Source organism: Paenibacillus sp. FSL H8-0261, from assembly GCF_045040645.1.
In the GTDB taxonomy this organism is placed as follows: Bacteria; Bacillota; Bacilli; order Paenibacillales; family Paenibacillaceae; genus Paenibacillus_AQ.
The window spans coordinates 1,204,254-1,219,157 of sequence record NZ_CP150297.1 but is presented as its reverse complement, the minus strand read 5'-3'; the positions used below and the strand labels follow the sequence as shown (position 1 = coordinate 1,219,157).

Below are 14,904 nucleotides of genomic sequence, written 5' to 3'. Positions count from 1 at the left end.
AGTTCAAAGAACTCATGAGAAGCTTCTAGTTTTACATCATGGAATTATTTTGCTTCAAAGAGCTGTTCAAAAGGTCTCTAACTCATTTTACCTACAACCTTAACTCTTAATCTGGTTGCATTTTCCGGATGATAGGCAAGTGGCGTCTCTTCAACCTCAACCAATTTAATCGTAGTAGGATCGGCTCCTGCCAATACCGCTTGTTTCACCGCTTTTTCCTCAGCATCCCTTAACGACTGCTCTCGCGGCTCTCGCGAATAAATATAAATTTGTTCATACTGTCCGCTAATTTGAGAAATCGATGCACCGATGGCATTGGCAACTCCACCGTTCTCTACTTTAATAATGCTGGCTACTCCGGGAATTCCATCTGGAATAATAACACTGCCCCCGCCTACGAGTACAATCTGTACATCTTCGGAAGAAGTTTTCATCTTATCAATCGCCTTGGCTATGATCGAAGAAATTACGGATAGGACTTGTTTGGAAAATTGCTCATCGATGTGACTTACTAAACTTTTATCTCCCACGTCAGCTAACCCAAGGCGAACCGCAATATCCGTCGTAGTCAAGGTGCTTCCACCAAATACGAGTGCTTCTTCTGTGATCTTATAGCCCACGCTATCCGGCCCAACTGTAATCTTGCCATTGTCTACGCGAACAATACTTCCGCCGCCAAGTCCTACAGAGATAATGTCTGGCATTCTAAAGTTCGTGCGAATATCTCCTACTTCCACTGCTACAGAAGACTCTCTTGGAAATCCATCCTGTAAGACACCGATATCCGATGTGGTGCCACCAACATCGAGTACCATCGTATTTTTAATGTTCGCTAAATAAGAAGCTCCCCGGATGCTATTTGTTGGTCCACAGGCAATCGTAAGGATCGGAAATTGCTTAGCATATTCAATCGACATAAGTGTACCGTCATTTTGGCATAAGTACACCTCAGCGCCTTGAATCCCTTCTGCTTCTAACGCATTTTCAAAACCTGTGCTAGTGGTCTCGATGACTTTGCATAAAGCCGCATTCAGTATGGTTGCATTCTCACGTTCAATCAGGCCAACAGACCCGATCAAGGAGGAGCAAGAAACCGGATAATTTGTCCCGTATGCTTCCCAGATTAAGTCTCGAACCTTGAACTCCTGGTCATTTTTGATGGATGAGAACACACCAATGATCGCAATAGATTCTACTTTATTTCGCCATTCTACTAGAAGCTCTTTAATCTCCTCCTCATCAAGCTCACTGAGCAACTTACCATCATATTCATACCCACCATGAACTAATGCATAGTTTCCTGATAGTTTTTCCACCATGTCTTTAGGCCAAGCCGTATATGGCAGAACAGAAGCGGTAGCAGGGAATCCTAACCGAATCACACCAACTTTGGCTAATTTCTTCCGTTCCACAATGGCATTAGTACACTGCGTTGTCCCAAGCATTGCATGTGTGATTTTCGTTTTATCAATGCTCGCTTCCTTCAATACATTACGCAGTGACGTCTCAATCCCCGTTTTTATATCCAGTGTCGTTGGGGATTTAACGCTATGAATTAATCGGCTTTGCTCGTCCAAAATAATAGCATCGGTATTCGTGCCACCTACATCTATTCCAATTCTAAACATGTTTAGCCACCGCCTTACTCACCAATTCTTCAATAGGAGCATAATCGTAATCATACCCAAAGTATCTCGGTCCTACCGTTTCGATTCCTTTTTCCGTTCTCCATTTAGGATGTGCCGGTAAGCCAATGACGCGTACGCGTTTTCCATATTTCAAGCTCTCTGTTGTAACAGGCAATAAAGTTTCATAATCGACTAAGCATATTAAATCCGGGGTCATGGCTACAACCTGGCCATTTTTCTTGGCAAGCAGATTCTCATTTTGAAAATATACCTTCATCTGCTCCTCTTTATTTCCTTCAATGCCCTCTAGGTTCATTTCCCCAAAATTGAAGCCGCCTTTGGTTTCCCGGATGACATCTGTTATTTTCCCTTGAAACAGCTCGTAACCGGATGTCAGGTTTAGAAGCTCTTCAAGCTTGTCTTTTGCATCTCTGTTGTTTGAAGAAATGATCTCTCCAATCTGCTCAGATAGCGTCACGATGTTATGGACACCGCTGTTCTTGATTTGAGCCCCAGTCGTTGGATACAGACTTACCAAAGCACTAGCTCCCATCTCCACAGTAGCTGTACGGGCTAACCGTTCGGTCCATTTATTATCGATCGTCTCAAAAATACCAATGTTCCCTTTTTCATCCGAAATTGCGAGCGGCGCAGCCGAAATGCCATCCAGGTTAAACGTCACCATCTGCAATTCAGGAAATGCCCTACCCATCCCATCGCAATCAATAAGCGGTAAATTCAGCTGTGCTGCAACGACGATCGGAATCATCGAATTGACTCCGCCTGCTTCCATCGGAAATGTGCCTGTAATTTTTTCTCGGCCCAAATATTTGGCCAGCATCTGAAATACCTTAACAAACTCATCGCCTTTCGGAAATTTCTCCACTAATACAGAAGGCGCACCCATCATGGCGGAAGGAATGAAAAAGTCTTCATCCTCGATTTCATCCACAGAATAAAGTCTTACAGGTCCGTACTTTTCAATAGCCGAAAGAGCCATGAGTTTACCGATGTAAGGATCTCCTCCTCCACCTGTGCCTAAAAATGCAGCGCCTACGGCAATATGTTCAATCGATTGTTCATCTAAATATCTCATTTATTTCCCTCCAATATGACAGTTTTTGAGGCAGTAAATCGGTAGCAGACAATATATAAGACAAATGAAATGACGATACCGAGTAATGGCTGATTTGATAATTGAGGTAAGCTTGGGAAAAAGGACAGCACAACGGGCATACAAGCAATAATGGATCCGACCAGCCAAGAAAATACCCCTAGACGATTAACGCCCTCTGTTTCCTTCCAACGGTTCTTATCGCCTTTATTCATGATCCAATAGGATGCAATCATTACCCCTGCTACCGGCGGAACCATAGCTGACAAGATCGACATCACTGGCGTGAAATAATTCAAGATACCAATCACAGCGAGTACAGTCCCGATGAGTCCAGCAATCCCTACTGCCCATTTTTCTTTTTCTTTGGAAATATGCAATACATTGGTAAGCGCAAATCCACCCGAGATTGCGTTGACCATATTCGTTTTCCAAGCAGCCAGAATCAAAACAGTACCCCCAATAAAAGGCGTTGTAATATTTATAAAGACGGCCGCAATATCGCTAGTCTGGTAAGCAATCGATAAAATAGCACCCACACTAATCATCAGTACGCCAGAAGGAACAATTCCGATTAACGCTGCTTTTAATACGTCAGAACGTTTTCTTGAGAACTGAGAGTAGTCGCCTGCAATGACAGCCCCTAAGGCAAATGAGCCTATTGTTACAGCTAAGCCATCCATGAAATTCATATGCTTCTCAGGCTGGTAGCTCCAAATGTTCTGCACGGAATCCATAGTGAACACTTGAACTAAACCATATATGCAAATCACGATTAATAAAGGTACTGCAATATAACTAAGTACTCTCAGCACTTTCATTCCGTACATTGCTGAGATCACCATAACCAAACCGCTAATTAAAGAAGCAAGGGGAACTGGGACTATCACTCCATACTCCGCCAGCAGGTTCGCCAGTGCCGCCCCGCATACATTAGCCTGAATCCCGAACCAACCGAGGCAAGCAATAGCGAGAATAATGGATAAAATCGTTCGCGAGCCTTTTTTGCCAAAGACTTGGGCTGCGACTTGAACGGTTGTTTTCCCAAGATCCGTACTCTGAATCCCCTGAAGTATCATAAGGACAACGATAATGGCGTACCCTAAAAAAGCGATCAATAATGTCATAGGTAAGCTCATACCAGATATCAACGTATTCCCAACCAGGAGGCCAGGTATACTGATCACCGCTCCGGCCCATACCATCCCCAGAGTGAACCAAGACTGAGGTGCTCCGTCCTTTCTCATGTTAGTTCTCCTCCTCGAAAAGTAATTTTTCTTATTATAGAAGGAACCATGGGATTACGTCTTTTTCTAAAATAAAAAAAAATCCGTGATTTTTGTCTTATTCGACAAAAACTACGGATTATACTAGCTATGTGTGAGTCGATAAATCATGCAAGCGATATACACATCGTAAGATTCGGAGTTGACGGTTACATCATAACCTATTAATTCACTGATCTTTCTAATACGATATTTTACTGTATTTTTATGAACAAACAGCATTTTCCCACAGTTATCAAAATTCCCCTTTGCATCTAACAAGAAGGTTATGAGTGTTTTTATCGACTCTGGATCACCTAGAATGGGATCAATCACAGACATCCATTCTTCAAGGATTTCTTCTCCCTGTTCACTTAACTCAATAGCTTGTTTCATAGAACGCATCTCGGCTGCTGTGTACAATTTACGATGCTCATACATCAGATGGACTTTCCGTCCCACACTGTTCACCAGCCGATACATGCGTCGTACGTCTTGTGTATTTCTCATTCGGGGAGCATAGACCATTTCGGATATAAGTGGAGCTGAATTCGTCGTGTCAATATACTCCGCTGCAATTTCATACTCATTGTACTTGTAAGAGCAATTTCCCATGAGGGCTATTATACAATGATCGATAGTTTGAATGACCGCCGTTTTATAATATTTGAACAAATGCTCTTCCAGCTCTTCACGAATTTGTTTCTCTTGCGATAAATCGTGAATATATACTAACCACATCATCTGAATGGAAGAGACATCAATGTGGAGAAAATGAGCCAGTCTTCGCATTTTTTCGCTTTCATCATTAATAATCGCTTTTACCAAGGCATATTCGCTAACCTCGTTATGCTTATCCCCCCACAAATTGATCGCTACTTGTACAACCTCGCTGATTTTATCGATGGTCTTCGCAGGTAATTTTGAGTTCTCTTTAATCAAAAATAAATGCAGCGCTTCTCCGTTTTTTTGATGAATACTCTTGTATTCCACATAGCAATTTGAAACAGGCTCTGCTTGTCCTTTCGTCATATTCATCAAATAGGGGGCGAAGGTCTCAATAATATACCCCACGTTTAACGATGAATTACGGGGCCACATTACTTGATTTACGATATCTAACTGGGTGTTCGTCAGGATGACGTTCGCTTTCAGCCGATCAGACAATATTTTCAGCGTAATTTCGACGCTCCGTGAGTGTTCTGGCAAAAGGGATACTTTCTCTAACGCTTCATTTACAAAATTATCATTGATCGTCTGATTGTTCAGAACAATCGCTTCCATCACTTCATAAATCACTTCGTTGTAACGAAGTGAAAAATCATTTTCCGGCATACAAATGATGATGAAATTTTTGGACTCTGCTAATTGCAGTACCTCGTCAGCTACTTCAGGAATGATAATTCCTACATAGTATAAGATCAATCCTACTTCTCCAAGCTCGTGCAAGTACTCAATCGTTTCACACTGTTTCTCTACACTGTCCTTAATGGAGTAAAAAGAGCTGATCACTATCTCTTCCGCATACCACTCTTCTTGAATGGAATGGACAATTCGAGAAGAATAATCCGCATTTGAAACCTCTAGTACGGATAAAGAAGAAATGGTGCGGTGTAGATTATTATTTCCAGTTAGCACCTTTGCTCCTCGAAAGGAAGGAAGTTGCAGCATATCTTTTACAGTTATCCCCATATCTTCACCACTTCTACTGTATTGTTATCTCATGTTGCCATTAATAAAGCTTTATACATCTTATTTTAGCACTTCAAGCTATAAGCTATGTATATTGATTTCGCTGTATGTATTCTCCTTTCTTCTGTGCAATAAACGAAAAAAAATGATACTATGTATGATGGGTAAATGACTTTGCTATAGCCTATATCGTTTTTATATATCGCAACAAGAGGAGATAATATGAGTAACGAACAAAACTTTTGGCTTGATTTACCGAAGCCGTTTTTTATATTAGCACCAATGGAAGATGTCACAGATGTTGTATTTCGTCACGTCATTAGTGAAGCTGCCAAACCCGACGTGTTTTTCACAGAATTCACTAATACAGAAAGCTATTGTCACCCTGTAGGAAAAGACAGTGTACGTGGTCGATTAACGTTCACAGAAGATGAGCAACCAATTGTCGCTCATATTTGGGGTGATAAACCTGTATTTTTTGAACAGATGAGTATTGATATGAAAAAACTTGGTTTTCGCGGTATCGATTTAAACATGGGATGCCCCGCACAAAACGTCGCGTCCAATGGAAAAGGTGCTGGATTAATACTACATCCTGAGGTTGCAGCAGAAATTATTCAAGCAACAAAAGCCGGTGGATTGCCGGTTAGTGTTAAAACAAGATTGGGTTACTCTGAGATTGATGAGTGGCGGGATTGGTTAACACATATATTGAAGCAAGATATTGCGAATCTTTCCATTCACCTTCGTACAAAAGAAGAAATGAGTAAAGTAGATGCACACTGGGAGTTAATCCCTGAAATAAAAAAATTACGCGATGAAATTGCTCCAAATACGTTATTAACTATAAATGGAGATATCCCGGACCGCGCAACAGGATTAAAGTTAGTTGAGCAATACGGCGTTGATGGTGTCATGATTGGCCGCGGCATCTTCACCAATCCATTTGCTTTTGAAAAAGAACCTAAAGAACATAGTCCAAAGGATTTTCTCAATTTACTTCTATTACAGTTGGATCTTCACGATAAATATTCAAATGAACTCGAGCCACGTTCATTTAAACCACTTCTTCGCTTTTTCAAAATCTATGTTCGTGGATTTAGAGGCGCAAGCGAATTAAGAAACCAATTAATGGATACAAGATCAACAGATGAAGTACGTCGTTTAGTAAAAACTGTTTTAGAACAAGAATTAGAATGAGGCATATTCACCTGTGAATTGCCCCGTCAATTAGACAGTATAAAACTATCTAATGCTTAACAGAATGAAAGGCCTCTCGTATTCCTACGAGAGGCCTTTCATTTTTACCCTATACGGTCAGAACGTAGTCCTCAATTCTAGTAAAATCAACTTATCCCCATATGGCAATGGAGATGATCCCACAGGTAATCACAGCCGACATGATAATTCTTCGCACTCCTTGCTTCTCTTTTAGTACAAGTATGCCAAGAATCGTACCTACAACCGTTCCAATTTCTCGTATTGGCGCAATTGAAGCTAGTGGAGCAAGCTTCATCGCCATCAGAAACATAAAATAAGAAGCTGGCGAGCAAATACAACCAATCAAGATCATTTTCCAGTTTTGTTGCCATTCCCTTGTAATTTGTGCACGACCGGCTCTTATAACCATGAAGAAAGCGACGATTACATAATTAATATTGGATAATTCAAGCGTTGATAGTGGAGATAATTGCTGGACAATTAGTTTGTCCATTAATGTATAGCCTGCAACACACATCCCTACTACAATTGCATAAAGAATGGATATAGAATGAGTCGTTTTCCCTTGATTTGCATGACGATTAACGATTCCACTAATAATAAAGAGCCCTACTATGATACAACAAAAGCCTATCCAGCCTACTAGAGTTAAGGAATCGCCGAATAACACAGCACTTAACAAGGTCACTAGCATGACACCAGTACCTCGCATGATTGGATAGGTCTGCGATAAATCACCATAGGAATACGATTTAGAGAGGAAAATGAAGTACGACCCTTGAAATAAAGCAGATATCGCCATATAGCCAAGTGTCTCCGCATGAAGCTCAACTTGGAGCAGCTCAATAATAAAATAAGGTAATAGAGCAAGTGTACCAACAATATGAATCGACCAGAGAAATACGTATTTATTCAGACTTCTCTTTGTAAATAGGTTCCATACCGCATGGGTAATACCTGAAAATAAAACTAAAAAGAATGCCATTGAAATCATAGAAATATCCTCATTTCACTTATGCGCTAACTCATATGTCCAGTTGCATCCCATCAAATGCTACTGTAATCCCATTCGGCTCAAAAATATAAACCAAATCTTCATGCAACAGATGAGCATTATGAGAGAAATGAGTGACTACGATTCGCCCTTCTGCTTTCATAACAAAATTCTCGATTAACCATTCCCGTGTTTTTAGAGTATCTTCAACATTCATGTGAACTTCACAATTTGGGGCATTCCCAGTCGTACATTCTAGAATAGCAAGATCCAGTTTTTTTCCTTTCAACCAGTCCCAAGTCTGTTTGGGAAACCAACCGCTGTCGTGACCATAGAAAATGGCTTTTTCATCCTTTTCTATGTAATACAATAAACAAGTTTCTTTAGAATCATGATTGGCAAGCAATGGCGTAATCGTAGCTGTTTGTGTTTGTACGGTTTCAAAGGGCTTCAAGTTGTGAAGTTGGAAGCGATGCCTTTCCGTGGCAAGCAATTGACTACAGTGCTTAATAGGCAAATCATGACCGTATAGATGAAGTTCTTCCTCTTCATTAAATTGAGCATAACCAAGCGCACGAATCAGTAAATCTTCAGGATACAAATGATCGGAATGTGAATGTGTAAACAATAAATCGCGAACCTTATCCATATCTACAGAATCACGAATGGAATGATGTAAGGTGTCCGCCGGAAAATCAATCTTAAGTATTTCATCAATCAAGACCGAAGTGCGTGTACGAATATTTTTCCCACCAAGTATTTTGGCTTTCTTACAAGTCTCGCAATGACAGAATAACGAGGGAATTCCTTCAAATGCAGCCGTTCCATGAAAAAGAACCTTCATAAATATTCCACCCTTGTAGTAGAGAACAACAGGGGGTTAATCCTGTTGTTCTCTCCGAGTAACACTCTAAACTGGCTCACTCACTTAATATTTGCATCATCCAAATACTGCAACCATTGCTTCGTGTATTCCGCTTGAATTTTATCGAGACCAGCTTTTTTCGCCTTTTCCATAAATAACTTCAAGCCGGCTTCAACATCCTTAACCATACCATCATTCAAAGGATATAAGTATTGCTTTTCAACTTGTAGAAGGGCCGCCTTCTCTGCTTGATAAGACGTCCAATCCTCTCCGAAACCTTGGAAAATATTCGGTTTTGCTATCTTATCCATTTCATCGAACATGTCTAGCACAGCTTGATAGCTCTTATCAAACAACATGAACTCCGGATTTCTCCATGCCCATCCATTCATACCTTCTCTTGTGAATCCATTTGATTGGGCATCACCAAGCATTTTATAATATTTTCCATCTTCAATTTCAAAATGCTTGCCTTCAATACCGTATTGCGTCAGCCAATTGTAGCGTTTATCCGTGACCAATTTCTCATAGAAAGCAAGAGCTCTCTCTGGGTTTTTGCTGCTGCGTGGAACTGCAAAGCCATTATGAATCGGGTGAACGGGTGAAGAGAATCCTTTCATGTTCGGATACGGGGAATATCCTAGCTCCCAATCCGGATGCAGTGATTTCACTTTGACAACAGCATCACCAAAGCGGTTAGGATTCTCACTTCCCAAAATTGCTGCGGCTTTACCGGCAGCAAATATATCACTACCACTATCTTTAATGTTCAGCATATTCTTCATAAAGTACCCTTTTTCTTGCCAACTCCTGAACATTTTTAAATCTTCCAAATGCTGCGGAGAGCCCCAATAGCTGGTTACGTCTCTTGGAGTGTCATACATGATGCTAAGTCCATATGGAACTTTATCGTTGGTATTCACAGTTTTAGTAGTCATTTGACGGATGGAATCTACATGACTAACCTCAGTATCCGCCAGAGGTAGCATATCCGGTTCATTTTTGCGTATGCCATCCAAATACTGCTCTAGCGTTTCGAGTGATTCCGGCTTTGGCAAATTATACTTTTTACGCAAATCTTCCCGATAGGCAATACCATCATTTACATACTCCTTCCAGATAGCTGGAACGGTGTAAATTTTCTTATCAACCTTGACTGCTTCCCAGAAATCCTGTGGTACATATGCTTGTAGCTTAGGTGCAGCCTTCGTTAGGAGATCATCTAGCGGAAGGAAAGCCCCTTTCACCGCATATGACTGGTAATTTGTCCATTCTGCCGTAAAGATCAGGTCAATCGGCTGCCCTGAGGACAACAGAAGCTTATACTTCGACTCCCAGTCTGTCCAGGTTGTGAAGTTGAATTTGACGGTTGCATTCAAATCTTCTAATGCCATTTTGTTAACTTCATCCTGAATGAGATTTAAATCCTTTGGGGCATCGCCCAGCATATAGAACTGAAGCTCTACTTTCTTGGATGTGTCGATTCCAGTCGCTTCTGATGCTTCTGGTGCTGGAGTACTGGTATTCGAATTCGAATTCGTTGTTGATTCTGACGATGCCTCCTTAGTATTCGTGCTATTACTACTGCAGCCAGCAAACAAACTTGCAGTTAAGAATAAAGAAGTGCCGATCGTTAACAATTTCTTTTTTCCTTTTCTCATACTAACCCTCCCCTTAATTAAATGATCTATGTCAGCCGATCGCATACGAGTTCCCTTCGTTTGCTTTCGGTACTAACCCTTCACTGCACCAATCGTTAATCCCTTCACAAAATATCGCTGCACAAACGGATATAAGAAAATAATGGGTCCAGTAACGACGATCGCCATTGCCATCTTGGTCGACTCTGTCGGAATGTCACGCCCTAGTGTTACACCGGTTCCAGTGGCCATTTGAGAAACGAACATCATGGTATTGATCGTGTTATACAAGTAGTATTGAAGCTGATACATGCTAACGTCATTAATGAACAAAGAAGACATGAACCAGTCGTTCCAGTACGTCAGAGCAAGGAACAGACCGACAGTCGCTATGCCAGGCATAGCAAGCTTCAGCACGATACTGTAGTAGATCCTAAAGTCGTTCGCGCCATCGATTTTGGCCGATTCGAATAATTCTTCCGGAATCGCAGATTTGATAAAGTTTTTCATTAAAATAATGAGAAAAGGTGTCATAAGACCAGGTAATATCAGTACGGCATAGGTGTCTGCCAGCCCAAAGTATGTAGTCAGCATGATGTACCATGGCACAAGCCCCCCTCCAAACAGCGTTGTGAAATAAATGAAGAAGGACAAATGATTGCGATACTTGAAATCTTTCCTCTGCAGAACGTAACCCGCCATCGTAATAAGAAACAATCCCACCAACGTTCCAATCACAGTTACAAAAATCGTTACACCATAAGCCTTGATTAGCTGAGTTGGAAAGATAAATACCATTTCATAACCTTCCAGCGAGAACACTTTAGGAATCAAGTGAAAACCGTCGCGAATAATGGATTCATTGGCTGTCAATGAGCCTGAAATGATCAGAAGGAAAGGAAAGAGACAGAGCAAAGAAAAAATCATAATAATCAGGTAAGCCATCATGCGGAAAACTCTAGAACTTAGAATGTTGTCATCCAATGTAATCCCTCCTCCCTACTTTAGAACAATGCGTAGTCATCATTAATTTTCTTGATGATATAATTCACTGTCATAATCATTACAAATCCGAAGATAGACTGATACAAACCAGCAGCAGTTGCCATACCAATATCAAAATTAACTTTCAAAGATCGATAAACGTAAGTATCTACAATATCCGTAACGTTGAAGAGCACTCCGTTGTTCCCGACAAGCTGATAGAACAGATCGAATTGACCTTTCATAATGCTTCCGAGTGCAAATAAGAGCAGAATGATAAATGTTGACTTCAACATAGGTATGGTAATATACCAGATTCGCTGAAAAATATTTGCACCATCAATTTTGGCAGCTTCGTAATACTCATCGCTAATTCCCATGATGGATGCAAGATAAATGACCATGGAATAACCCAGGTTCTTCCATAAATAAAATGCTGTAATCAGAAATGGCCAGAGCCATGGTGTATTGTATATGTCTACTGGATCCAATCCGAACGATTTGAGTAACTGATTAACAAAACCAGAATCAGCATTAAACATGTTAAACGCTAAAACACTAATCAGAACAAACGAAACGAAGTAGGGTAGAAACATAATGGATTGTGATAACTTTTTAAATAGCTTCCCTCGGACTTCACTTAATAGGATTGCTGCCCCTATAGATACCGCGTTACCTAATATGATAAAAACCACGTTGTATCCAAGCGTATTGATTGTCAACTTCAACAGAATTCCAGATTGCGTTAAAAATTTAAAATTGTCTAATCCTACAAACGGACTTCCAAATAAACCACCTGCAAAATCATAACTTGTGAATGCATAATAGATGCCGACCATTGGAGCATAAGAATTTATTAAGAAAAAAAGCAGTGTCGGTGCTATCATCAAAAACATGATTTTATTCTTATTTAATTCATAAAAAAAAACTTTCTTCTTAAACATGACTGACCTCCTCCTGAATAGAATTGCTCGTGAATCTTACTTCCAAATCATAGAAGAAGCGGATTCGATAATATACTGTACAATGACACACATTGCTGTAATCTCCGTATTTGTGAAGTATGAAATTTCTGTACTTTTGTGAATATTCACTACATTTAACCTAATTTCGGCTGCTGGATTTATAAATTTGATTGAAAGCACCAGACTGATGATTTATACTCAGACCAGCGATGAAAGGGGTTTCAAAAAATGATAAAACATTGGTCTAAAGAGCATAAAAAAGTTTACAGCCGAATACTCCTTGGCTCTATTGGATGTGTTGTTATTACCCTTTTGATAACTTCAACTATTCTTTATATGAACTTTACAAGCATCGCACTTAAACAAGTTTATCGTTCCGATTCAAATAGTCTAAATCAAATTAAAACGCAATTATCTACTATGACAGAGACTGTTACCTCACTGTCCTCCCAGATTTACTATGATTCTGCGGTATCTAAGTTGTTGTATTATGCGGACTTGAATATCTATGATGTCATTTTTGCACAGCAACAACTTGATAACTATCGCGCATCCTTACCATTCATTGAATCCATTTATGTATATAATGCGAAATCCAATCAGTTCTATATTAGTTCCAATAATTCACGAAGCGGAATTCAACCGAAGTCCGAACTGGATGATGATGGAATTCTAGACCTTTTTATGAAATTCAAAGAACATCGCCCCTTTCAACCGATTCCCAGAACCTATAACATAGGTTCGGTTCAGACCACTCCAGTATCAAGCTACACTTACTTATGTTATAGCGTCATTGATGATAATAAAGATTTAAATACAGCTGTTGTTGTCAATATCTCGGCATCATGGTTAGGCCTGCGAATGGATCAGTCGGGGAAAGAGATCTCGGAGAATAACACGTTTATCATTAATCAGGATGGAATATTATATTCCAGTAGTGATAAGCAAGAGATGCTAACTGATATATCTGATAAAACCTATATACAGAAAATTATTCAGGATACATCAGAATCTACATATTTTGTAGACACCGTGGATGGAGTTAAATCTTTAATAACGTTTACTACACCCGATTCATTAGGCTGGAAATATGTTCGGATTACCCCTTATAGCAATATCACTCAAGAAATAAATGAAATGAGGTATCGAATATTATTTATCTGTATTGGCATTCTTCTCTTAGGATTGTTGATTTCGTTAACTTTATCCCATAGCGTATATCGCCCGATTGACAAAGTCATACGCAAGTTCAAAACCCTGGAAACAGAAAGACGTAACCATCAACATATTCTCAAGCAGGATTTTCTTAGAAATACGATTTTAGGTAGAGAAACGAATAATGCTGAGGTATTACAACAGAAATTACATTACTTCAATTCAGAGCTTATGGTTAATAATAAATCACTGATTGTTTTGATAAGGATCGATCAATTCCCCACAGTCCTCGAGAAATACAAAGAAGATATAAAATTGCTCAAATATGCCATAATGAACATTTGTACAGAAATTTCCTCACCGATCTTTCAAGTCGAAGCCATTGATATGGGGGATGATAGTCTTTTACTTTTGCTAAACTTTCATGATCCGCTTTATATAACGGAACGGGATTCGCTGATTGAAATGGCAGAGCTTATGCAATTGTCAATCGCCAAACATTTAAAATTATCCATCACGATTACCTTTAGTCCTGTGAAGGAATCCATTGAGCAATGCATCTTAGTCTACAAGCAAGTACTTGAGGCTTCTTACCATCGATTATTCAAAGGATACGGCAGCATCCTCTTTTCGGTTGACATTATGAACTTAAAAACCAAAGAATATATGTTTCCAGTTCACAAAGAAAAACAGTTCATTGAATCCTTGATGTCAGGAAATGCGGAAAAGGCACGGAGCATCTATATTGATATCGTAGGAGAGATATCAGAATATTCTTTTACCGTTGTTCAACTTGTCGTATCGCATTTAGCACTTACTGTTAATAACGTCTTGCGAACATTAAAAAAGAACAATGCGATTTTAACATTACCCGAATTCGATACAACGTTCTTACTACCAAATCATGTTGAAACCATGGAAGAAATCAACACTCCATATTTCAAGATATTTGAAGAAATAAGTGAAAAACTCGAAGAGAAAAGAAGTACAAAACAAGAAGATCTCATTAGAAAAGTACATCAAATTATTGAGCGAGATTATAGCAATTCCAACCTGTGCCTAAATTCAATTGCAGACGAGCTCTCGATGTCTCCAATCTATTTGAGCCGGTTATATAAACAATTAACTACAAAAGCACTACCCGATATAATTAGTGAAATGCGGTTGAATAAAGCCAAAGAGCTGTTAAAGACCTCTGAATGTACCATTGTTGATATCGCAGAAAAAACTGGATTTACTAGTAGTTCGTATTTTTATCGTTTATTTAAGAACAGTACTGGTATAACCCCGAGCGATTATAGAAAAAAAAGAGACCCTCTACAATTTTGTGCAGCAAGCGAAAAAAAATGATACTATGTATGATGGGCAAAATGTTGTAAAA

At 39.6% G+C, this 14,904-nt stretch carries 11 protein-coding genes; 2 read left to right on the top strand and 9 right to left on the bottom strand.

Annotation, left to right across the window (positions count from 1 at the left end; translation table 11 throughout):
- Nucleotides 1-77: 77 nt before the first annotated feature.
- The 4 genes from MHI27_RS05270 to MHI27_RS05255 form a co-directional block, all read right to left on the bottom strand.
- A complete protein-coding gene (locus MHI27_RS05270) occupies nucleotides 78-1,628 on the bottom strand; it encodes a hydantoinase/oxoprolinase family protein (protein WP_340974362.1) in 1,551 nt (516 codons plus the stop codon).
- A complete protein-coding gene (locus MHI27_RS05265) occupies nucleotides 1,621-2,724 on the bottom strand; it encodes a DUF917 domain-containing protein (protein WP_340974360.1) in 1,104 nt (367 codons plus the stop codon). The genes MHI27_RS05270 and MHI27_RS05265 overlap by 8 nt, the downstream gene beginning before the upstream one ends.
- Nucleotides 2,721-3,989, bottom strand: coding sequence for a cytosine permease (locus tag MHI27_RS05260; protein WP_076283943.1), 1,269 nt, complete (start codon nucleotides 3,987-3,989; stop codon nucleotides 2,721-2,723). The genes MHI27_RS05265 and MHI27_RS05260 overlap by 4 nt, the downstream gene beginning before the upstream one ends.
- 123 nt (nucleotides 3,990-4,112) lie before the next feature.
- Complete coding sequence (locus MHI27_RS05255; RefSeq protein ID WP_405175758.1) at nucleotides 4,113-5,699, bottom strand: PucR family transcriptional regulator; 1,587 nt, start codon at nucleotides 5,697-5,699, stop codon at nucleotides 4,113-4,115.
- A gap of 222 nt (nucleotides 5,700-5,921) precedes the next feature.
- Here MHI27_RS05255 and MHI27_RS05250 point away from each other — a divergent pair, with 222 nt between their 5' ends.
- Complete coding sequence (locus MHI27_RS05250) at nucleotides 5,922-6,899, top strand: tRNA-dihydrouridine synthase (protein WP_042185302.1); 978 nt, start codon at nucleotides 5,922-5,924, stop codon at nucleotides 6,897-6,899.
- A gap of 151 nt (nucleotides 6,900-7,050) precedes the next feature.
- Here MHI27_RS05250 and MHI27_RS05245 read toward each other — a convergent pair whose 3' ends face one another.
- The 5 genes from MHI27_RS05245 to MHI27_RS05225 all read right to left on the bottom strand — a co-directional run bounded on the left by MHI27_RS05245 (nucleotide 7,051) and on the right by MHI27_RS05225 (nucleotide 12,347).
- On the bottom strand, nucleotides 7,051-7,914 hold the full coding sequence (locus MHI27_RS05245) for a DMT family transporter (protein WP_405175757.1): 864 nt from the start codon (nucleotides 7,912-7,914) through the stop codon (nucleotides 7,051-7,053).
- A gap of 31 nt (nucleotides 7,915-7,945) precedes the next feature.
- Complete coding sequence (locus MHI27_RS05240; RefSeq protein ID WP_405175756.1) at nucleotides 7,946-8,758, bottom strand: MBL fold metallo-hydrolase; 813 nt, start codon at nucleotides 8,756-8,758, stop codon at nucleotides 7,946-7,948.
- An 80-nt stretch (nucleotides 8,759-8,838) separates the two neighbouring features.
- Nucleotides 8,839-10,440, bottom strand: a complete 1,602-nt coding sequence (locus MHI27_RS05235; protein WP_405175755.1) for an extracellular solute-binding protein — start codon at nucleotides 10,438-10,440, stop codon at nucleotides 8,839-8,841.
- Nucleotides 10,441-10,512: 72 nt separating this feature from the next.
- On the bottom strand, nucleotides 10,513-11,367 hold the full coding sequence (locus MHI27_RS05230; protein ID WP_371915721.1) for a carbohydrate ABC transporter permease: 855 nt from the start codon (nucleotides 11,365-11,367) through the stop codon (nucleotides 10,513-10,515).
- Between the two features lie 56 nt (nucleotides 11,368-11,423).
- Nucleotides 11,424-12,347, bottom strand: a complete 924-nt coding sequence (locus MHI27_RS05225) for an ABC transporter permease (protein ID WP_405175754.1) — start codon at nucleotides 12,345-12,347, stop codon at nucleotides 11,424-11,426.
- A 249-nt stretch (nucleotides 12,348-12,596) separates the two neighbouring features.
- Here MHI27_RS05225 and MHI27_RS05220 point away from each other — a divergent pair, with 249 nt between their 5' ends.
- On the top strand, nucleotides 12,597-14,873 hold the full coding sequence (locus MHI27_RS05220; RefSeq protein ID WP_340974351.1) for an AraC family transcriptional regulator: 2,277 nt from the start codon (nucleotides 12,597-12,599) through the stop codon (nucleotides 14,871-14,873).
- Nucleotides 14,874-14,904 lie beyond the last annotated feature (31 nt).